At 42.3% G+C, this 21,255-nt stretch carries 15 protein-coding genes and 3 rRNA genes; 10 read left to right on the top strand and 8 right to left on the bottom strand.

Annotation, left to right across the window (positions count from 1 at the left end; genetic code table 11):
- Positions 1-72: 72 nt before the first annotated feature.
- From FCN25_RS09760 to FCN25_RS09750, 3 genes are all read left to right on the top strand, one after another.
- The gene (locus FCN25_RS09760) at positions 73-1,398 is read left to right on the top strand and encodes an IS4 family transposase (RefSeq protein WP_137224195.1); all 1,326 of its coding nucleotides are present in this window, start codon (positions 73-75) and stop codon (positions 1,396-1,398) included.
- A 267-nt stretch (positions 1,399-1,665) separates the two neighbouring features.
- Positions 1,666-2,091 carry a GNAT family N-acetyltransferase gene (locus FCN25_RS09755; protein WP_137224193.1) on the top strand — a complete coding sequence of 142 codons (426 nt, stop codon included), beginning with the start codon at positions 1,666-1,668 and terminating at the stop codon, positions 2,089-2,091.
- A 111-nt stretch (positions 2,092-2,202) separates the two neighbouring features.
- The gene (locus FCN25_RS09750) at positions 2,203-2,589 is read left to right on the top strand and encodes a VOC family protein (protein ID WP_137224191.1); all 387 of its coding nucleotides are present in this window, start codon (positions 2,203-2,205) and stop codon (positions 2,587-2,589) included.
- Positions 2,590-2,634: 45 nt separating this feature from the next.
- Here the strand turns inward: FCN25_RS09750 and FCN25_RS09745 are convergent, their stop codons facing one another.
- The 4 genes from FCN25_RS09745 to prlC all read right to left on the bottom strand — a co-directional run bounded on the left by FCN25_RS09745 (position 2,635) and on the right by prlC (position 6,616).
- On the bottom strand, positions 2,635-3,498 hold the full coding sequence (locus FCN25_RS09745) for an alpha/beta hydrolase (RefSeq protein ID WP_137224189.1): 864 nt from the start codon (positions 3,496-3,498) through the stop codon (positions 2,635-2,637).
- Positions 3,499-3,513: 15 nt separating this feature from the next.
- Positions 3,514-3,723, bottom strand: coding sequence for a helix-turn-helix transcriptional regulator (locus FCN25_RS09740; RefSeq protein ID WP_137224187.1), 210 nt, complete (start codon positions 3,721-3,723; stop codon positions 3,514-3,516).
- On the bottom strand, positions 3,723-4,298 hold the full coding sequence (locus FCN25_RS09735; RefSeq protein ID WP_254693746.1) for a DUF2975 domain-containing protein: 576 nt from the start codon (positions 4,296-4,298) through the stop codon (positions 3,723-3,725). The genes FCN25_RS09740 and FCN25_RS09735 overlap by 1 nt, the downstream gene beginning before the upstream one ends.
- A gap of 278 nt (positions 4,299-4,576) precedes the next feature.
- On the bottom strand, positions 4,577-6,616 hold the full coding sequence (gene prlC / locus FCN25_RS09730) for an oligopeptidase A (protein WP_137224183.1): 2,040 nt from the start codon (positions 6,614-6,616) through the stop codon (positions 4,577-4,579).
- Positions 6,617-7,111: 495 nt separating this feature from the next.
- Between prlC and FCN25_RS09725 the strand changes: the two genes are divergently transcribed.
- The 3 genes from FCN25_RS09725 to gorA all read left to right on the top strand — a co-directional run bounded on the left by FCN25_RS09725 (position 7,112) and on the right by gorA (position 9,834).
- Positions 7,112-7,804: a hypothetical protein gene (locus FCN25_RS09725; protein WP_137224181.1), complete on the top strand. Its 693-nt coding sequence runs from the start codon at positions 7,112-7,114 to the stop codon at positions 7,802-7,804.
- An 80-nt stretch (positions 7,805-7,884) separates the two neighbouring features.
- The gene (locus tag FCN25_RS09720) at positions 7,885-8,391 is read left to right on the top strand and encodes a hypothetical protein (protein ID WP_137224179.1); all 507 of its coding nucleotides are present in this window, start codon (positions 7,885-7,887) and stop codon (positions 8,389-8,391) included.
- A gap of 87 nt (positions 8,392-8,478) precedes the next feature.
- On the top strand, positions 8,479-9,834 hold the full coding sequence (gene gorA / locus FCN25_RS09715) for a glutathione-disulfide reductase (RefSeq protein WP_137224177.1): 1,356 nt from the start codon (positions 8,479-8,481) through the stop codon (positions 9,832-9,834).
- Positions 9,835-10,006: 172 nt separating this feature from the next.
- Here gorA and rrf read toward each other — a convergent pair.
- The 4 genes from rrf to ccoG all read right to left on the bottom strand — a co-directional run bounded on the left by rrf (position 10,007) and on the right by ccoG (position 17,099).
- A 5S ribosomal RNA gene (gene rrf, locus FCN25_RS09710) occupies positions 10,007-10,122 on the bottom strand.
- A gap of 147 nt (positions 10,123-10,269) precedes the next feature.
- Positions 10,270-13,173 (bottom strand): 23S ribosomal RNA (locus FCN25_RS09705).
- Between the two features lie 382 nt (positions 13,174-13,555).
- Positions 13,556-15,098 (bottom strand): 16S ribosomal RNA (locus FCN25_RS09700).
- The 16S, 23S and 5S rRNA genes sit together here, the layout of an rRNA operon.
- Before the next feature lie 573 nt (positions 15,099-15,671).
- The gene (gene ccoG, locus FCN25_RS09695; RefSeq protein ID WP_137224175.1) at positions 15,672-17,099 is read right to left on the bottom strand and encodes a cytochrome c oxidase accessory protein CcoG; all 1,428 of its coding nucleotides are present in this window, start codon (positions 17,097-17,099) and stop codon (positions 15,672-15,674) included.
- A gap of 76 nt (positions 17,100-17,175) precedes the next feature.
- Between ccoG and FCN25_RS09690 the strand changes: the two genes are divergently transcribed.
- The 4 genes from FCN25_RS09690 to FCN25_RS09675 all read left to right on the top strand — a co-directional run bounded on the left by FCN25_RS09690 (position 17,176) and on the right by FCN25_RS09675 (position 21,219).
- A complete protein-coding gene (locus tag FCN25_RS09690) occupies positions 17,176-17,523 on the top strand; it encodes a hypothetical protein (protein ID WP_137224173.1) in 348 nt (115 codons plus the stop codon).
- Positions 17,524-17,613: 90 nt separating this feature from the next.
- Positions 17,614-18,528: a 1,4-dihydroxy-2-naphthoyl-CoA synthase gene (locus FCN25_RS09685; RefSeq protein WP_137224171.1), complete on the top strand. Its 915-nt coding sequence runs from the start codon at positions 17,614-17,616 to the stop codon at positions 18,526-18,528.
- 174 nt (positions 18,529-18,702) lie between these two features.
- Positions 18,703-18,912: a DUF2061 domain-containing protein gene (locus FCN25_RS09680; RefSeq protein ID WP_137224169.1), complete on the top strand. Its 210-nt coding sequence runs from the start codon at positions 18,703-18,705 to the stop codon at positions 18,910-18,912.
- A 705-nt stretch (positions 18,913-19,617) separates the two neighbouring features.
- Positions 19,618-21,219, top strand: a complete 1,602-nt coding sequence (locus FCN25_RS09675) for a methyl-accepting chemotaxis protein (protein ID WP_137224167.1) — start codon at positions 19,618-19,620, stop codon at positions 21,217-21,219.
- Positions 21,220-21,255: the final 36 nt, after the last annotated feature.

Here is a 21,255-nt window from a genome sequence, read left to right as displayed (position 1 = left end):
AAAATAAACCGATCTCTTGACCGATCTTTTCAGTCTGCCAAAATCCGATAATCTTCATTATCGGATTTTTTTATGGAACTTTCAGAAGCTCTTGCCCGCACTTCAATTAACCGCCAGACTGAATTCTCATGCCTTGCTGATGTCCTTGAGCCCGATATTATTCAATCTTGTCTAGACTCCAACGGTGTTGCCACATTAAGACGACGAAAACTCCCCATGGATGCTATGGTTTGGGCTGTTATTGGTATGTCTTTATTTCGCAATGAATCCGTTCGTCAATTGATTAACAAGCTTGATATTGTGCTACCACAAGAAGTTGATTATGTCGCTAGAAGTGCTGTAACACAGGCTAGAAAAAAGTTGGATAGTAATGTGGTGCGCGATATATTCTATCGTTCAGCCGCCACTTGGCATCAACGCGCTGAACATCCTCATTGGTGTGGTTTGAACCTCTTTGGTGTTGATGGCGTGGTATGGCGAACGCCTGAAACGAAAGAAAATAGCGCAGCTTTTGCGCGTACAGCAAACAAAGCAAGTGAGTCAGGTTACCCGCAAGTTCGAATGGTTTGCATGATGGAGCTCAGTAGCCATTTACTCGTAGATAGCGCCTTTGACAGTGTTGCTGAAAATGAAATGAACTTAGCCGCTAAGCTTATCAAACGTGTGCCTGACAACAGTTTGACCTTATTTGATAAGGGCTTTTATTCGCTCGGTTTATTACATGATTGGCAGTCAAAAGGTGTCAATACTCACTGGTTATTGCCATTAAAAAAAGGCACTCAATATGAGGAAATTCGCAGCTTAGGTAAGCACGATAAGCTTGTCAGGCTAAGTACAACGCCCCAATCGAGAAAGAAACGTCCTGATTTGCCAGTCACAATCGAAGCCAGATTAACCACTCGTCAGATAAAAGGTAAACAGGTTAGTGTCCTTAGCTCAATGCTTGATCCTATGGCCTATCCGAGTGCTGAGATTGTTGATTTATATGCCCATCGCTGGGAGATAGAGCTGGGTTATCGAGAAATGAAGCAATATATGCTAGAAACTCGATTTACGCTGAGAAGCAACCTTCCAGAGCTGATACACCAGGAGTTATGGGGGTTATTATTAGCTTATAATTTAATACGTTATAAAATGATATTAATGGCGAAATCCCTTAAAAGCGTATTTCCAAATCAGCTCAGTTTTCGAGATGCTTCATCTCATATTATTAATAAACTCACCCATATGCCGTTATATGCACCAGGCAATGTCCCCAAACTCATTTTAGATATAGAGAGAAATGCCAAACAGTTTAAGTTGGAGGGTAAACGAGAAAGAAGTTATCCAAGGTGCTTAAAAGTCAGTAAAAACAAGTACCCTGTGGCAAAAAGAAAAAATGCCGCTCACCTTAAGTGAACGGCATTATGCAAAGCACCTCTTTTTTATGCTTGAAATCATGGTGGTTGTAAACAATAAAACCATGTGAATTAATGCTTGTTTGACTCGCTATTCGCCATCCATGACAGCTCGATGGTTCCCCTCCTGAAACAGAAGATTACAGCAGCATCACCCCATCGGCTTTAATTTGAACCAAACTAGTATGCATAAAAAATTGAAAGCCTTTACATCACAGGTAGATAATGACTTACTTAATGTGCTGTCTTACGAAAAATGGAGCCTCACTTGAAAATTGAATTAGCATCCTCACCGTCATCGGACGACCTAAAAACAATCAGCGAAGGCATTCAAGAATTTAATCAACAGCATATGCCAACCGAGGTAGTGCTTGAGCCTGATACTCGTTTTGCGGTATTTGCTCGAAACGAAGCGGGTCAGGTTGTTGGCGGTATTCGCGCTAATGCATTTTGGAACTACTGCATTATCGAATTACTCTGGCTGTCCGAAGAAGCCCGTGGTCATCGACTCGGCTCTAAACTGATGCATGAAGCTGAAGCGTATGCAAAGTCAAAAGGCTTTCAATATATTCGCACTGAAACACTCGACTTTCAAGCCAAGGTATTTTACGAAAAACTCGGCTATAAGGTCTTTGGTGAATTGCCAGAATACCCAAAAGGCCACATTACTTACTGCTTAGTTAAAACCTTATAGTGGCGGGTAAGATATAACGAAAGAGTTGATTTGAACTTAACTAATGCAAATAAAAAAACAACATATTAATATAAGTAAATCAATTTTAAGAAGATAACATCGGAGGTTCACATGAAACGAGTCACTGGTATCGGCGGCATATTTTTTAAAGCAAAAGATGCTCCTGCATTGCAAGCCTGGTACAAGCGTCATCTCGGCATTGATGTTCAGGAATGGGGCGGCGCGGCTTTTTCTTGGAGCGACTCAAATGACAAGCCCACTGGTGGAACCACTATCTGGGCGGTAAGTTCAGATAAAAGCGACCAATTTTCCCCAAGCCAAGCCCCATTTATGATTAACTACCGCGTTGAAGACCTTCACGCTGTCGTCGCAGCCCTCAAAGCAGAAGGCTGTAATGTCCTCGATAAAATAGATGAATCTGAATACGGCAAGTTTGCGTGGGTCATCGATCCTGAAGGTAATAAAGTCGAGTTATGGCAGCCGCCTTTAGATCAATAGCAACACTGTCCACATCCATGTGAAATTATCTTGGATAAAACTAAATCACAATCCTTTCAAAAATGCCTGATACTGACTCATGGTATTGGCATCGTCTAACATGCCTTGATGGCCAACGTTGGGCACCATAATTAACTGCTTATTGGCTGATTGACTAGCTACAAACAGTTTTTCAGACAGTTCAGGCGGGACTTCTTCATCATCTTCTGCCGCAATCACCAATAATGGCCCTTGATAATATTGCGCTACCACTTGCTTATTATCTGTTTTACGAAAATCTTCTGACATTTCCAAAGTCATAAACGGTGCCATATACCACGGTGTTTTTTCATCAACCCAGTCGTCGGCATTAGTTGCTGAACCGTGTAAAACCAGCGCATCTATTTTATTATTTTTTGCTAAATCAGCGGCAATAAAACTGCCTAATGAGTAACCGTGCAATATCACTTTTTCAGGCTGATATTGCTGATGTAAATAATCCAGTTGTTGCTGTGCATCTGCAATAATATTGTTAATGCTTGGTTGGCCTTCACTTGCCCCTAATCCACGACGATCCATTACTAAAATGTCGGTATTGAGCGTTGATAATGTGGTCAGTACCGACAGGCCATGTGGTTGGATTTTCATGCCGTTGCCTTGATAAAAAACCAAGGTTGTAAGGCTATTGGGGTTATCGATATAAAAACCATTTAACTTAACGTGATCAATTGACTCTAAGCTGACTGGGGTAATCAAATGATTAGGCATCGCCTGCTGTAATTGTTGAGTAAACTCAGCGGTAAAGGCTGCGGGGACTTCATCGCTGGCAATAAAGGTGCTTTCACTTAGGCGCATAGTACACCCTGAAGTAACCAGCATTGTGGTGCCTAACATTGCAACTGTGGTTATTTTTTTAAGCAAATTTTGCATATTATTGTCCTTAATTTATTCATCGTCCTTGTGGACTAAAATGTCACCTGGCGAGCATTGTAAATGCTCGCAAATAGCGTCTAGTGTCGAAAATCGAATCGCTTTTGCGCGGCCACTTCTAAGCACCGACAAATTTTGAGGGGTTATACCTATCAATTCAGCCAGTTCAGTGGACTTCATTTTTCGCCTTGCCAACATCACATCCAGCTCAATAATTATGGCCATTAAATTGTCAACTCCGCCTCTTCTTGAAGCTCAGTTGCATGCTTCATTACCCATGCCACACAGTAAAAAACCATTCCGAAAAGTGCATACTTTAATTCTTGGCTGCCAAGGCTAAAATAAACAGGTACCGCACTAGATGTACCGCTAAAGTGCAATGTAAATGCGATGATCATCGGGTAGAAAAGGCTGAGTAAAATCCAGACTAAAAATACTAAGGCAATACGGCTCAAGCAACGGAAGTTACTTGGAGTAAACACATCACCTTGCTGATACAGACCAAAAAGTTGGTAGAGAAAATAGTAAATAAACAGGTAAGGTAGAATTTCAACACTGCCCAGAATGATCCCAGGATGAAATCCCGCATCATAAAGGCTTTGAGCGAGTGCTTGCCAAGGTGTACCAAAGTCGACGGCTAGATAGCTGCTAAACCAACCCCACCAGTCAATGGTTAACACATATTCACCCGCTTGGAATGTTCCGAACACCATAGTGCCGCTATAACTAGTGACTTGTAATAAAGCTAAAAATACAATCAGCAATTTAATCCATTTACTTAACGAGACAATTCTATCCATGATCATTCTAAGCTGGTTAATGTTAAACTGAAGTTAACACACAAACCTTTTATCAGCAATAAATTATCGATAAACGATACTTTTTAAGTTTGTCGTAACGATATATATAACGTGAACAGCAAGATCAGTTTGTTGAATTTAATACCTAAAGTAGATGCTGTAGTTTACTGACAATGATGAATTTGGTGCAAAATAGGGATACTGACTTTCGATTTAACAAAAAAAAGCATAAACTCACGTTTATGCTTTCAACTTTTTAACGATTACTATTCGTTAGTTTACACCGCTATACCACTGTGACGTAATAAAGCATCAGTGTTTGGTTCACGTCCCATAAAGCGTTTAAATAATTCCATAGGCTCTTCACTACCGCCCATTTCAAGAATGTTGTTTAAGAAGCTTTTACCCGTTTCCGAGTTAAAGATGCCTTCAATTTCAAAACGTGAAAATGCATCTGCAGATAAAACCTCGGCCCACTTATAACTGTAATAACCTGCAGCATAACCACCCGCAAAAATATGGGCAAACCCGTGTTGAAAGCGATTAAAGCTTGGCGGTGTTAATACCGCTATTTGACTACGAACTTCATCTAAAATCCCCTGAATATCGACACCCTTTTTAGGGTCAAATTCATGGTGCATTCTAAAATCGAATAATGAAAACTCAAGTTGGCGTAACATCATCATGCCCGACTGGAAATTTTTGGCCGCTAACATTTTATCAAGCAACTCTTTTGGTAATGGCTCACCCGTTTCATAGTGGCCAGATATTTCCGCTAGCGCTTCTTCTTGCCAGCACCAATTTTCCATAAACTGACTTGGTAGCTCTACCGCATCCCATGGTACTCCATTAATACCCGATACACCGCCCACATCAACCTTGGTTAACATGTGGTGAATGCCGTGGCCAAATTCATGAAACAATGTAGTCACTTCATCATGGGTAAATAGCGCAGGTTTGCCATCCACCGGGCCATTAAAGTTACACGTTAAATATGCTACTGGTTTTTGCAGCCCGGTAGAGGTTACACGGCGACCGCGACAATCGTCCATCCACGCGCCACCACGCTTACCGCTACGAGCATATAAATCGAGATAAAAACTGCCACGATGCACTTTATCGGCATCATGAATATTGAAAAAACGAACATCTTTATGCCAAGTATCTACACCTTTTTGTTCACTAATGGTTAAGCCAAATAAACGATTTACGGTGTAAAATAAACCCGACAATACTTTGTTTTCAGGAAAATACGGACGCAATATTTCTTGCGATACTTCATACTTGTGTTGTTGTAGTTTTTCAGCATAAAAGCTTAAGTCCCACGACGCCATTTCAGTGACGTTATAGTGCTCTTTAGCAAATGTGCGTAGCTCGGCTAACTCAGTTGCTGCCTGTTCTTCAGAGCGTTCACCTAACTCATTTAAAAATCCCAATACTTGTGCTGGATTCTCGGCCATTTTGGTCGCTAACGATTTTTCAGCATAGTTGGCAAAACCGAGTAGATTTGCTAACTCATGACGCAGCGCAATAATTTCGTTCATATTGTCGGTGTTATCAAATTCACCAGCATTAGGGCCTTGATCAGACGCGCGGGTTACAAATGCACGGTAGCATTCTTCGCGTAGTTGACGGTTTTCACTATAAGTCATCACAGGTAAATAAGATGGAAAATCGAGGGTAAATAGCCAACCCTTTTGCTCTTTCGCGTCTGCCATGGCTTTTGCTGCTGCGATGGCTGACTCTGGTAAACCAGCTAAATAGGCTTCGTCAGTAATCAGTTTGGTCCATGCTTGAGTTGCATCTAATAATTGGTTAGAAAAGTTGCTGGTTAGCTCAGATAAACGCTTAACCATTTCGCCATAGCGTGCTTTCTGTTTGTCATCTAAACCAATACCTGACAATTCAAAATCGCGTAAGCTTTGTTCAACCACCATTTTTTGCGCTTGAGTTAGTTGTGCAAAGTCTGCCGATTCATGGATCGATTTATACGCCTCGTACAAACCTTGATGCTGTCCAACATAAGTGCCGTAATCTGACAGTAGTGGTAAACAAGCATCATGGGCATCACGTAATTCATCGCTACTGATCACCGAATTCATGTGTGACACAGGCGACCAGATTTTACTTAATTCATCATCAACCTCTTCTAGAGGTGCAATCAAGTTATCCCAAGTGTATTGGCTATTTTTAGCTAACAGTGCATCAATGGTCTCACGACATTTAGCAATGCCTTGCTCAACCGCAGGCTGAATGTGTTCAGGTTTAATTTTTGAAAATTCTGGTAATTCTGCGCTACTTAGCAATGGATTGCTCATAAAGATTCCTCGAAATATGTCTCGTGAGTATTTAACCTCAATTTGGGTTAAAAGATGGGATTTTATTATTCAGATCCCGGGCTGAGAGTATCTACCTTATATTGGGTTTCCTGATGTCATTTTCAAGCGTTGAAACAATTTCCCCAACAAACATAACTGGCCTTTCTAAATGATACATAAGCCTTTTATAACCATTTTTGACTGTATCATTTTAACTAAATACAAAGCCATTTCTTCCTAGCTCAATTACTAGGCAATTAAAGTGATCGACATCTCAAATTCAGTTTACAATTAATTTACAAAACTAATATTGACAGATAGATCCCAAACAAAATTGATTATCATTTAAACTTTCTATAAATAGACTACCATACGCTTTATTAAGACATACTTATTTACATTTTAACTACGAGCATAACAAATATGACCTTTTATACTTCCATCTTTAGCAATAAAAATTGTGAATGCACTGTTTTTCTTTCTTTAGTTGCAGTTATGAGTTTAATGTTTTCAATACCAGCACTTGCCACAACAGATAACCAACCAATTATGGGATTTGATATAGCTTGGAGCAATCATTACATATCAGAAGGTCGGAATAATTTAAATGAAGGTGGTATTGCTTGGGGAGTTGTCAGTTTTGAACAAGACGATGTGGCGCTTTATGCCTTAGTAGGACGAGCAGACCAAGTGCATTATATTGAATGGAATGCTGGTATAGAATACACCCTACATTTACATGATGACGTCGACGCCACTATTGGCTATCAACGTTTAGAGTTTTATGGTGATGAGCGCGCATCCGACAATGAGTTTTTCAGTTCATTAACTTATAACGGTTTTAGCTGGCTTATTCCTGCTATTAATTACACATTTGCTACTGAGGCTGGCGGTTATTTTGTTGAACTGAGTTTGCATAGCCCATGGGAAATTAATGAACTACTCACGTTAACGCCCTATGTAGTACAAGGTGTTGACTTTCAATACAGCAGCGAACAACACGATGGTGCTAATCATTTTCAATTTGGGTTAGAAGCTGAACATCAAATCAGTGATTCGATGTCATTATCTGCACACATTAGCCACAGTATTGCTCAAGAAGACATTAAACAGCAAGCTAGTGCTGATGGTGTTCAGGGCAGCTTAGATCAAACTTATGCAGGAGTGTATTTAAACTTAACTTTTTAACATAGTTCACTGGCATTTGAGTGTTTCAAGGCTAAACTTAAGAGCAAAAGGAAGCCCAATTTACTCAAGCAAGGAAGCTTATGTTAACGTCACTTACCCGAAATTCAACTAGCTTATTTATTGTGTTATTAACATTCCCAAGTAAGCTATTAATAGCTGGCGAGCTAACTGATCTCATTACAAAAGAGCGTAATCAACATACACAACTAACCAATGATAATGCTAGTTCACTACCTCCGCAACATGCTAGTGATCATCTGGGTAAGGTTATCATTGTCCCCGAAAAACCACGCTCTGGGTTAGAATATAAATCAGATGATATTTACCTTAAACCTAGTCTTAAAAGCCAAATAACAAAACAAACAAATAATCGCTCATCAAGGTCCACAATAGCCAATGATCCAAGTTGTCGCTGGCTCGATAATCGCCTTAAACACCTGCAAAAGAAACTACACCAGACAAGAAATAATCAATTTAGTCATTATCAAGATGAAATTGATATTAGAAAAAAAGAATTCACTTGCCTTAAGTGCGCCAGCACTGGTCCCACGGATGTTGATCGCAGCATTTGCCAGCCCAAACGCTAAGCTTTGCCATGTTTGCAATAACTTAACGACTAGATTGCAAACACAAACCCCCTTACAATGGTGGCATTAACCGTAATGGAGATCATCATGGCTCAACATTTTGACTATATCGCGCTTGGCGCAGGCAGTGGCGGCATAGCCTCAGCAAACCGTGCAGCAATGCGTGGCGCGAAAGTATTAATTATTGAAGCAAAACAAGTTGGCGGAACTTGCGTTAACGTTGGCTGTGTACCTAAAAAAGTCATGTGGTATGGTGCTCACGTCGCCGAAGCACTGAATTTGTACGCTAAAGACTATGGCTTTGATGTTACCGTCAATAAATTCAATTGGAATACTCTAGTCGACAATCGTGAAGCTTATATTAGCCGTATTCATGATGCTTACGGTCGTGGGTTTGCAAGTAATAAAGTCACCTTATTAAATGGATATGGTCGATTCGTCAATAACAACACAATTGAAGTCGATGGCGAACATTACACAGCAGATCATATCGTTGTTGCAACGGGTGGAGCACCAAGCATTCCAAATATTCCTGGTGCCGAATATGGTATAGACTCTGACGGTTTTTTCGCCTTACGCGAACAACCTAAACGTGTTGCCGTTATAGGCGCGGGTTATATTGCCGTAGAAGTTGCTGGCGTATTACATGCGCTAGGAAGCGAAACCCATCTATTGGTACGTAAGCATGCTCCTTTACGTAACTTTGACCCTATTCTGACAGACGCTTTAGTTGAAGCAATGGCAACTGATGGCCCTACGCTGCACACTAATAGTGTGCCAAAATCAGTCAATAAAAATACCGATGGTAGCCTAACTTTAGCTCTTGAAAATGAAAAAATGTTAACTGTTGATTGTCTAATTTGGGCCATTGGCCGTTCACCATCTACTGGCAACATCGGCTTAGAACATACTGATGTGAAGCTAGATGCAAAAGGCTACGTCATTACAGACGAACAGCAGAATACTACGGCTAAAGGTATTTACTGTGTTGGTGACATTATGGCTGGAGGTGTTGAGTTAACCCCTGTAGCAGTTAAAGCTGGTCGGTTATTGTCTGAGCGGCTATTTGGTAACATGCAAGATGCCAAAATGGATTACAGCTTAATTCCAACCGTAGTCTTTAGCCATCCTCCTATTGGCACTATGGGTTTAACAGAACCAGAAGCTACTGATAAATACGGAAAAGAAAACATTAAAGTGTATACCTCAACATTCACCTCTATGTACTCTGCGATAACCTCGCATCGTCAAGCCTGTAAAATGAAACTAGTTTGTGCAGGTGACAATGAGGTTGTTGTCGGCATACACGGTATTGGCTTTGGAATGGATGAAATACTTCAAGGTTTTGGCGTAGCGATGAAAATGGGCGCAACCAAAGCCGACTTTGACTCAGTTGTTGCGATACACCCAACGGGCGCTGAAGAGTTCGTTACCATGCGGTAAAGTGAGTATTTAAATTATTAACTCTCATATTACTAACCGAGAATGACGATAACTGTTGTTCTCGGTTTTTTATTCCTGTTTATCCGCTAACCATTTCACAACAAATTACAGATGTAAAAAAGCCCGCTATATAATAGCGGGCTGTCTCACGACTCTTTCAAGTCAATTAGGCGCCTGGAAATGACCTACTCTCACATGGGGAGACCCCACACTACCATCGGCGATACTGTGTTTCACTTCTGAGTTCGGAATGGGATCAGGTGGTGCCACAGCTCTATGGTTTCCAGACAAATTTTGCTTATCTAACGCATTTTTCTTAATGCATTAAATAATAATTCGAAAAGCTGATTATGCTTTATTAAAGCTTACTTGAGGTCTCGCACTGCTTAAGCGCTCTATTCTAACACTAAGGTCAGTAAAACCCATCTGGGTTGTATGGTTAAGCCTCACGGGTCATTAGTACAAGTTAGCTCAACGCCTCACAACGCTTACACACCTTGCCTATCAACGTAGTAGTCTCCTACGGCCCTTTAGAGAGCTTAAAGCTCTAGGGATGACTCATCTTAGGACTCGCTTCCCGCTTAGATGCTTTCAGCGGTTATCGATTCCGAACGTAGCTACCGGGCAATGCTATTGGCATAACAACCCGAACACCAGCGGTTCGTCCACTCCGGTCCTCTCGTACTAGGAGCAGCTTCCTTCAATCATCCAACGCCCACGGCAGATAGGGACCGAACTGTCTCACGACGTTCTGAACCCAGCTCGCGTACCACTTTAAATGGCGAACAGCCATACCCTTGGGACCGACTTCAGCCCCAGGATGTGATGAGCCGACATCGAGGTGCCAAACACCGCCGTCGATATGAACTCTTGGGCGGTATCAGCCTGTTATCCCCGGAGTACCTTTTATCCGTTGAGCGATGGCCCTTCCATTCAGAACCACCGGATCACTATGACCTACTTTCGTACCTGCTCGACGTGTATGTCTCGCAGTTAAGCTGGCTTATGCCATTGCACTAACCGTACGATGTCCGACCGTACTTAGCCAACCTTCGTGCTCCTCCGTTACTCTTTGGGAGGAGACCGCCCCAGTCAAACTACCCACCAGGCACTGTCCCGAACCCCGATAAGGGGCCGCGGTTAGAACATCAAAACTACAAGGGTGGTATTTCAAGATTGACTCCACTCTGACTAGCGTCAAAGTTTCAAAGTCTCCCACCTATCCTACACATGTAGGTTCAATGTTCAGTGCCAAGCTATAGTAAAGGTTCACGGGGTCTTTCCGTCTAGCCGCGGGTATACGGCATCTTCACCGCAATTTCAACTTCACTGAGTCTCGGCTGGAGACAGCGTGGCCATCATTACGCCATTCGTGCAGGTCGGAACTTACCCGACAAGGAATTTCGCTACCTTAGGACCGTTATAGTTACGGCCGCCGTTTACCGGGGCTTCGATCATGAGCTTCTCCGAAGATAACCCAATCAATTAACCTTCCGGCACCGGGCAGGCGTCATACCGTATACGTCATCTTGCGATTTTGCACAGTACTGTGTTTTTGATAAACAGTTGCAGCCACCTGGTATCTGCGACTGCCGTCAGCTTAGGGAGCAAGTCCCATCACCGACAGCAGCGTACCTTCTCCCGAAGTTACGGTACCATTTTGCCTAGTTCCTTCAGCCGAGTTCTCTCAAGCGCCTTGGTATTCTCTACCCGACCACCTGTGTCGGTTTGGGGTACGATTTCTACTAACCTGAAGCTTAGAAGATTTTCCTGGAAGCATGGCATCAACTACTTCATCACCTTAGTGACTCGTCATCAGCTCTCAACCTGTACATTTAAGTACGTATTCCCGGATTTGCCTAAGAATACAGCCTACTACCTTAAACGCGGACTACCAACGCCGCGCTAGCCTAGCCTTCTCCGTCTCTCCATCGCAGTTAGCAAAAGTACAGAAATATTAATCTGTTTCCCATCGATTACGCCTTTCGGCCTCACCTTAGGGGTCGACTCACCCTGCCCCGATTAACGTTGGACAGGAACCCTTGGTCTTTCGGCGAGGGAGTTTTTCACTCCCTTTATCGTTACTCATGTCAGCATTCGCACTTCTGATACGTCCAGTGTGGGTTACCCCTTCACCTTCAACCGCTTACAGAACGCTCCTCTACCGCGCACTTCTAATGAAATGCACCCGTAGCTTCGGTGGTATGTTTAGCCCCGTTAAATCTTCCGCGCAGGCCGACTCGACTAGTGAGCTATTACGCTTTCTTTAAATGATGGCTGCTTCTAAGCCAACATCCTAGCTGTCTAAGCCTTCCCACATCGTTTCCCACTTAACATACACTTTGGGACCTTAGCTGACGGTCTGGGTTGTTTCCCTTTTGACAACGGACGTTAGCACCCGCTGTCTGTCTCCCGAGTAGTACTCATTGGTATTCGGAGTTTGCAAAGGGTTGGTAAGTCGGGATGACCCCCTAGCCTTAACAGTGCTCTACCCCCAATGGTATTCGCTCGAGGCGCTACCTAAATAGCTTTCGAGGAGAACCAGATATCTCCGAGTTTGATTGGCCTTTCACCCCCAGCCACAAGTCATCCGCTCATTTTTCAACATAAGTCGGTTCGGTCCTCCAGTTGATGTTACTCAACCTTCAACCTGCCCATGGCTAGATCACTCGGTTTCGGGTCTACGCCTTGCAACTAAACGCGCAGTTAACACTCGGTTTCCCTACGGCTCCGCTATTCGCTTAACCTCGCTACAAAACGTAAGTCGCTGACCCATTATACAAAAGGTACGCAGTCACGGTCTCAAGAACCGCTCCCACTGCTTGTACGTACACGGTTTCAGGTTCTATTTCACTCCCCTCACAGGGGTTCTTTTCGCCTTTCCCTCACGGTACTGGTTCACTATCGGTCAGTCAGGAGTATTTAGCCTTGGAGGATGGTCCCCCCATATTCAAACAGGATGTCACGTGTCCCGCCTTACTCGTTTTCATCTATGGTTAGTTTTCATGTACGGGCTATCACCCTGTGCCGCTGTGCTTTCCAACACATTCCACTAACACCCCATAGACTTAAGGGCTAATCCCCGTTCGCTCGCCGCTACTAGGGGAATCTCGGTTGATTTCTTTTCCTCCGGGTACTTAGATGTTTCAGTTCCCCGGGTTTGCCTCACTACACTATGTATTCATGTAGTGATAACAGCTTATGCTGCTGGGTTTCCCCATTCGGATATCGTTAGCTCAAATGCTTATTACTAGCTCGCCAACGCTTTTCGCAAGTTATTACGTCCTTCATCGCCTCTGACTGCCAAGGCATCCACCGTATACGCTTAGTCACTTAACCATACAACCCAAATGAGTTTCACTTGCGTGAACCACCTGCGTTATATCGCAACTAGCTGGTTTTTACTTGTCTCACCTCCAGGGTAGGAAGTGGACTCGCCTTAGTTTTTAGAATATTCAAGACACTTAAACAGTGTTTTGAGAACTCAAGATACTGATGCTTTCGCATCAGTATTATTTTTCGCACTAACGTAATCACACAAACGACAACGAATTATCATCTATGCGCCTTTAGTTAGTACTATCAGCTTTCCAAATTGTTAAAGAACAATGCTAACCGGCTCGCGGCGCATTTCACTCTACTTCCGAAGAAGTTAACAAGTAATCTGTGTGAACACTCACATGCATCTCTGCACTTTTAGGTATTGAGTTAGTCGTATAGGTAAGGAGGTGATCCAGCCCCAGGTTCCCCTAGGGCTACCTTGTTACGACTTCACCCCAGTCATGAACCACAAAGTGGTGAGCGTTCTCCCGAAGGTTAAACTACCCACTTCTTTTGCAGCCCACTCCCATGGTGTGACGGGCGGTGTGTACAAGGCCCGGGAACGTATTCACCGTAGCATTCTGATCTACGATTACTAGCGATTCCGACTTCATGGAGTCGAGTTGCAGACTCCAATCCGGACTACGACGTACTTTGTGAGATTAGCTCCACCTCGCGGCTTTGCAACCCTCTGTATACGCCATTGTAGCACGTGTGTAGCCCTACTCGTAAGGGCCATGATGACTTGACGTCGTCCCCACCTTCCTCCGGTTTATCACCGGCAGTCTCCCTAGAGTTCCCACCATTACGTGCTGGCAAATAAGGATAGGGGTTGCGCTCGTTGCGGGACTTAACCCAACATTTCACAACACGAGCTGACGACAGCCATGCAGCACCTGTCTCACAGTTCCCGAAGGCACACCAGAATCTCTTCCGGCTTCTGTGGATGTCAAGAGTAGGTAAGGTTCTTCGCGTTGCATCGAATTAAACCACATGCTCCACCGCTTGTGCGGGCCCCCGTCAATTCATTTGAGTTTTAACCTTGCGGCCGTACTCCCCAGGCGGTCTACTTAATGCGTTAGCTTGGGAGCCCAGTGACTAAGTCACCAAACTCCGAGTAGACATCGTTTACGGCGTGGACTACCAGGGTATCTAATCCTGTTTGCTCCCCACGCTTTCGTACATGAGCGTCAGTCTTTGTCCAGGGGGCCGCCTTCGCCACCGGTATTCCTTCAGATCTCTACGCATTTCACCGCTACACCTGAAATTCTACCCCCCTCTACAAGACTCTAGTTCACCAGTTCTAAATGCAATTCCCAGGTTGAGCCCGGGGATTTCACATCTAGCTTAATGAACCGCCTGCGTACGCTTTACGCCCAGTAATTCCGATTAACGCTCGGACCCCTCGTATTACCGCGGCTGCTGGCACGAAGTTAGCCGGTCCTTCTTCTGTAGGTAACGTCACAGCAGCGTGCTATTAACACGCTACCTTTCCTCCCTACTGAAAGTGCTTTACAACCCGAAGGCCTTCTTCACACACGCGGCATGGCTGCATCAGGGTTTCCCCCATTGTGCAATATTCCCCACTGCTGCCTCCCGTAGGAGTCTGGGCCGTGTCTCAGTCCCAGTGTGGCTGATCATCCTCTCAGAACAGCTAGGGATCGTCGCCTTGGTGAGCCATTACCTCACCAACTAGCTAATCCCACCTAGGTTCATCCAATCGCGAAAGGCCCGAAGGTCCCCTCCTTTCCCCCGTAGGGCGTATGCGGTATTAGCAGTCGTTTCCAACTGTTATCCCCCTCGACTGGGCAGATCCCTAGGCATTACTCACCCGTCCGCCGCTCGTCAGCAAAGTAGCAAGCTACTTTCTGTTACCGCTCGACTTGCATGTGTTAGGCCTGCCGCCAGCGTTCAATCTGAGCCATGATCAAACTCTTCAATTAAAGTTTTTTGAAATACTCTGTTAGGAATATCTCGGCTCAATGAATTCTGATTTACACCTTATAAACTCGGAAGAATCTATAAAATGCTTGTTACATATTGCTATGAACATTCATCGTTGCATTGAGTTGAAATTTTTTGATTGCCAACATTCCGAAGAACAGAAGACAATTTCGAATAACTCAATACCTGTGAATGTCCACACAGATTTCTTGTTTAAATTGTTAAAGAACGTTGCTCACTATGAAGAAGTTTAAGTCTTTCATGTTAGCAGCCTAAGACGCTAGGTCGTTGGCTTGGGGTGCGTATTCTACGCTTCCCCGTGTTGGCGTCAAGTGTTTTTTCAAACTTTCTTTTCGCTGCTGAACTCAGTGTTTTGAAGCACTTAATTCAACCTAACCCGGTGACCGCTTGCGCTGTCTGCCGTGTCAGTGGATGCGCATTATAGGCAACACAGGATTTAGTGCAAGCATAAAAAGCTTAAATATTAGATAAACATGACTAACAGGTGTTTTTTCAAACGAAAAGAACAAAAAAGGGACTATTCGTCCCTTTTATGGCTATTTCACTCGGTTCTAATCACCGAAAAATCGAGTTTCCTGTTTTATCTCTATTGGATTACCGTCTATCTGTGCAGTGATTTTGATATCGATTTTGGTGATACTTCTCTTAAGCTCGATAGGATCAACAGCGATACTAATTGGTAAGGTCAAAACTTCACCCGATTCTATTGATACATGTTGTGGGCCAATCCATCTGGCATTAGGCAAGCCTTCAACACTTAGCTCATATTCTTGCGGCTGCTCAGTCTTATTCAGAATTTTAATGGTGAAGGTGTTCTCTGTGTTGCCTTGGTTGTTTTCTCTATAAAGAGAATTTCTGTCTCTAATGACATCCATACGTACTGGGGCGATGGTCGCACTAGCGTAGACGAAGACTAGGATCATAACCGTCAGTACCACGCCATAACCAACTAACTTTGGTCGCAACACCTTTTCTTGCACACCTTCAAGCTTGTTTTCTGTTGTGTAACTAATGAGACCTTTATCGTATCCCATCCGTTCCATGGTGTTATCGCATGCATCAATACAGGCACCACAGTTGATGCATTCATATTGCAGGCCATTACGAATATCAATTCCTGTTGGGCACACTTGGACACATAAATCACAGTCTATACAATCACCTAACCCCATTTCTTTAGGATCTTGCTTGCGGGTACGTGGGCCACGGGTTTCTCCACGTTGGCTATCGTACCCTACTATATAGGTATTTTTATCAAACATTGCTGCTTGAAAACGCGCATAAGGACACATGTGGATGCACATAATCTCACGCATCCACCCGGCATTACCGTAAGTAGCAACCGTAAAAAATACGACCCAAAAATAAATCCCGCCACTGGCGTTAAGTGTAAAAAAGTTGATATAGAGTTCGTGACTTGGAACAAAGTACGAAACAAACGTAGTGGCCGTTAATAGTGAGACAAATAACCAAGCGGTATGTTTAGCTGTTTTACGCCAGAGTTTATTAACACTCCATGGCATTTGATCAAGCTTTATACGTTTATTACGTGCACCTTCAAACTTTTCTTCAAACCAGATGAAAATAAAGGTCCATACTGTCTGTGGGCAAGTAAAACCACACCACACTCGACCTAAATAAGTGGTAACGAAAAACAACCCAAACGCGGCGATCATAAATAGTGCAGCGAGCAAGGTTAAATCTTGTGGCCAAATAGTTAAACCAAACACGTGAAACTTTTGCTCAGCAAGATCAAACCAAACTGCTTGTCTATTTCCCCATGGTATCCAAGGCAAAAGTAAGAAGAATAACATGGCAATCCAACCCATCTTACGGCGTATCGATGTCCATAAGCCATCGACAGCTCTTACGTAAATACGGTTGCGCGGATTAAAACGGTCTGCTTTACTGGCATCTGGTTGATGGATTTGAATACGCTGTTGCTTGGAAAAGTCCTTGGGGTTAGATTCTTTCGTCATTTTACAGCCTTACTGCTTTAATATTGAACGATAACTAGCTTATTATATAGGTAATAACACATTATTGGATAGAAAAATGAGAGGCTGGATTATTTTAGCAATAATCGCGGGGGGTATTTATTACTTCGCGACTGAAACAGATAAACTTGATAAGCCAATTAATGATATTAAAAGTATGTTTAATAAGGCAGATAGAAAACTTGATTCGATGACGGGTACCAAAATTATCCGAGTTGATAAACACATACCACAAATAAAAACAGAAATTGATGATCGTTTGTCGACCATTGAGATCCGCGAACTAGATGGTGTATTTACTAGTAATGAAGCTATTAGCGAGTTTAAAAACCAATACTGTCATAGTAGTGCTCGTCACCCTGTGTTTACCAAAGATAACTTACAATTTATTTGCGATAAGATCTGAGTTCGTTAACTATTTTTTGGTAACAAATTGACCTAAGTATCAAATAAGCCTAGCCTTTGTGTAATATTTACAACAGGGGCTAGCTTTTTTATGACACAAACACAAACTGAATCGGTATCTGACATCTTTGATCCTAGCTTATGGGATGTTGTCGAAGGATTCAACTTTGAAGACATCACTTATCATCGCGCAAAATCTCAAGGTACTGTCCGTATCGCCATAAATCGCCCTGATTGCCTTAATTCATTCCGTCCAAAAACAGTAGATGAGCTCTTTATGGCTTTAGACCACGCTAGACAATGGTCTGATGTTGGCTGTGTACTTTTGACAGGTAATGGTCCATCAGCAAAAGGTCAATACTCATTCTGCGCAGGTGGTGATCAACGAATTCGTGGTAAAGATGGTTATAAATACGAGGGGGCTGAAGACGGTAAGCCCGATGTTGCTCGTATGGGGCGTTTGCATATATTAGAAGTGCAGCGTTTGATTCGTTTTATGCCTAAAGTGGTGATTGCTGTAGTACCCGGTTGGGCGGTTGGTGGTGGCCATAGTTTGCATGTGGTTTGTGATTTAACATTAGCCTCTAAAGAACATGCTGTTTTCAAGCAAACCGACCCAGATGTAGGCAGTTTTGATTCGGGTTATGGTAGTGCTTACTTAGCTAAGATGATCGGCCAAAAACGTGCCCGCGAAATCTTCTTTCTTGGGTTTAATTACTCTGCAGAAGAGGCATTTAATATGGGTATGGTAAACCGTGCCATTCCACATGCTGAATTGGAAACAGAAGCATTAGTTTGGGCCAAAGAGATTAACTCTAAATCACCCACAGCCATGCGTATGCTTAAATATGGCTTTAATATGGCTGATGATGGCTTAGTGGGCCAACAACTGTTTGCCGGTGAAGCAACACGCCTAGCCTATGCTAGTGAAGAAGCTCAAGAAGGCCGAGATGCATTTTTAGAAAAACGAGATCAAGACTTTTCTCGTTTCCCTTGGCATTACTAGCCTGAATTGATTCATATTATTCGCTAACATAAAGGCCCTTTTAAAGGGCTTTTACTGTTTTTATAATTAGGAAAAAAATCTTAATCGATATTTTCATTTACAATAATCTAACCAACCCTCTTTACATGATAATGATAACTGTTATCATTTATATAAATCAAATAGGGGTCCACCATGAAAAAGACTATTAGCTTTGCCATTTTACATTTTAGTGTCGCATTTACGATTACTTACTTACTAACCGGTAGTATTATTATCGGTGGCACCATAGCCCTGCTTGAGCCAGCAGTTAATACCGTAGTGTTTTACTTCCATGACAAAGTGTGGAAAAACATTGAGCTAAAAAAAATGCAGCAAACTGAGATAACAACAGTGTCAGTATAGTTTGAACGCTAAGATCATGGCCACATTGATGACCTGAATCTAACGACTAACTAACATATGCTTGCAGTCACACAATGCGAATTTAACGATAGCAACATTATAAGCAGCAAAACTTGTACAACCTAATACGTATTGGCCTTGGAACTCACTAGCCACCGTTTGCGAGTAACTAGAATAGCTAAATACGTAAATATCATGACCGAGCAACATAAAACGCACGTCTTTAGGTTATATGAAGAAACTTAACGCTATAGCAAATAAACACATCATAGGTTAACGTCAGTAACCAACTGGGAGTTTAATCGCTAACCAATGTATAGTTACTGTCATGATAAGACGCGATGACACTTACTCCATAAGCTAGTCCTCACTACTCTTGCCAACACTTATTTTCAAATAACTAAAAATATTGACGAAATTAATCTTAATAATCCATTTAAAAATAAAATTATTAGAAGCGATTGATTCTTACTAAAAGTTCCCCTTTTTAATAATAAAGCTAACAATGCTTAATTTTTCTGGTAAAAAATAGATTTTCTATTGGATGGTTGTTCTTTTGCTTAAAGAAATCATTAAAAATGCCGATATATTGATTCAAGCTAATGTTCAGCTAACATCTATAATGAATACAATAAAATAACTTGAATAGAAAACTATTTTTATCCGGTCTTATTCATTCTGACAAAAAATGTAAGGTAATTACCCATGCTTAATGCTTTTAATACTATCAAAGCTCGTATTCTATTGGGATATGCCGCCATTTTGATAATGACCTTAGTTGCGGCAGGCTTACTAAGCAGTAGCAATCAAACCGTTAAGAATGAAGTCGCCGGATTTATTGATGGGACATTACCCGCACTTAATAGCATTACCAAAGTGCAAAGCCATGCCAAAGAATTAGTATTAATGGGGTATTCACTTTATGGCACAACGATTAGTGTTGATGAATTTAGCGAACAAAAAAACACATTAACCCAAAGTCTGAACAAACAGTACCAACAATTAAGTGACGTCACATCGACACAGTTAATGCCACAAATAGATGCATTAAATACTGCTTTGTCGGCACTTGAAACCACTATGAGCAAATCGTCAGTTGATTGGGATAATGCCCGCGAGCAGTTAAGTAGTCTAAACAATAGCGCCAATGAATTAAAAGATCGCCTAGATACACTAGCGCAAGATATATCAAACCAAGCCAATCAAAATGCTATAAACATTCAAAAAGAACTTGGCGACAATACCTTACTGATATATGTACTCGTGGGATTAATGGTACTAGTAGCAATAGGTGCTTTCTTAGCCGCTCAAAAACAAATTGCTAACCCTATACAACAACTATCAAACGATCTGACTAGTATTGCTCAAAATCGTAATCTAAAAGCAAAATTATCAGATGAATGTATTATTGAAATTGGTAATGTTGCCACCAGCGTTAACGGTTTAATTAATGTATTCCGCCTAGGTATGAATGATGTACACGACGCGATTGCCAGTATTAGCCAAACAGTAGCTCAACTGAGCAATACCACTGAAAAATCATCAGCCTCTGTTGATGAACTTCAATACACCATTGTGAGCTTAGTAGATGTAATGTCGCAGCTTGAACAACAAATGGAACAAAGTGTAGAACACTCTCAAAGTGCATCAGATTCTGCTCAACAGGGTGCGCAGAGCATGGTTGAAGGGCAAAAAGAAGTTAAACAAACAGCAGAAAGCATTAGCGTACTGGCTCAAGACATTGAAACGACTGCCAGCATGCTACTAACACTGCAAAATTCAGGTAAACAAGTGGCAACTGTGGTAAAAACCATTGCCGATATTGCCTCTCAAACTAATTTATTGTCATTGAACGCAGCCATTGAAGCGGCTAGAGCCGGTGAAACAGGAAGAGGTTTTGCGGTAGTTGCTGATGAGGTTAGAACGCTAGCCTTACGCACACATAATTCAACTGTAGAAATAAATACAATGCTCGCCAATATTGTCGATTCAATTCAATCTGCAGTCGATAATATGGCTTCAAACCAACAAAAAGCACAACACTCAGTATCATTAGCAAATCAATTAGTGTTAACTCTTGAACAGAGCCGCCAACTCATTCTATCACTCGCCACCGTCAGTCAAGAGTCTGCCATGCTAGCGCAAGCTTCACAGCAGCAAGCGCATACAGTTAAGCTTAAAGTGCAAGATTTTAGGTTATTAGGTGAAACGGTATCTGTTGGTAATCATCAAATTAGTGAAGCAGGTTTAGAACTCAATTCTCTTGCTGGTAAATTAACAAATACAGTTGAGTTGTTTGAGCGTTAGAAAATGAAATTAGTGTCAGTAAAACTATTATCAGAA

Source organism: Shewanella sp. MEBiC00475 (assembly GCF_005234075.1).
In the GTDB taxonomy this organism is placed as follows: Bacteria; Pseudomonadota; Gammaproteobacteria; order Enterobacterales; family Shewanellaceae; genus Shewanella; species Shewanella polaris.
Note: the sequence above shows the minus strand (reverse complement) of the source record. Positions and strands in the feature narration are given on the sequence as shown.

Bases quoted from the DNA above. Each gene is read 5' to 3' on its own strand.
- gorA (WP_137224177.1), top strand. From the start codon at position 8,479: ATGGCTCAACATTTTGACTATATCGCGCTTGGCGCAGGCAGTGGCGGC.
- FCN25_RS09720 (WP_137224179.1), top strand. From the start codon at position 7,885: ATGTTAACGTCACTTACCCGAAATTCAACTAGCTTATTTATTGTGTTA.
- FCN25_RS09760 (WP_137224195.1), top strand. From the start codon at position 73: ATGGAACTTTCAGAAGCTCTTGCCCGCACTTCAATTAACCGCCAGACT.
- FCN25_RS09675 (WP_137224167.1), top strand. From the start codon at position 19,618: ATGCTTAATGCTTTTAATACTATCAAAGCTCGTATTCTATTGGGATAT.
- FCN25_RS09745 (WP_137224189.1), bottom strand. From the start codon at position 3,498: ATGCAAAATTTGCTTAAAAAAATAACCACAGTTGCAATGTTAGGCACC.
- FCN25_RS09740 (WP_137224187.1), bottom strand. From the start codon at position 3,723: ATGGCCATAATTATTGAGCTGGATGTGATGTTGGCAAGGCGAAAAATG.
- FCN25_RS09725 (WP_137224181.1), top strand. From the start codon at position 7,112: ATGAGTTTAATGTTTTCAATACCAGCACTTGCCACAACAGATAACCAA.
- FCN25_RS09750 (WP_137224191.1), top strand. From the start codon at position 2,203: ATGAAACGAGTCACTGGTATCGGCGGCATATTTTTTAAAGCAAAAGAT.
- prlC (WP_137224183.1), bottom strand. From the start codon at position 6,616: ATGAGCAATCCATTGCTAAGTAGCGCAGAATTACCAGAATTTTCAAAA.
- FCN25_RS09680 (WP_137224169.1), top strand. From the start codon at position 18,703: ATGAAAAAGACTATTAGCTTTGCCATTTTACATTTTAGTGTCGCATTT.
- FCN25_RS09690 (WP_137224173.1), top strand. From the start codon at position 17,176: ATGAGAGGCTGGATTATTTTAGCAATAATCGCGGGGGGTATTTATTAC.
- FCN25_RS09685 (WP_137224171.1), top strand. From the start codon at position 17,614: ATGACACAAACACAAACTGAATCGGTATCTGACATCTTTGATCCTAGC.
- ccoG (WP_137224175.1), bottom strand. From the start codon at position 17,099: ATGACGAAAGAATCTAACCCCAAGGACTTTTCCAAGCAACAGCGTATT.
- FCN25_RS09735 (WP_254693746.1), bottom strand. From the start codon at position 4,298: ATGGATAGAATTGTCTCGTTAAGTAAATGGATTAAATTGCTGATTGTA.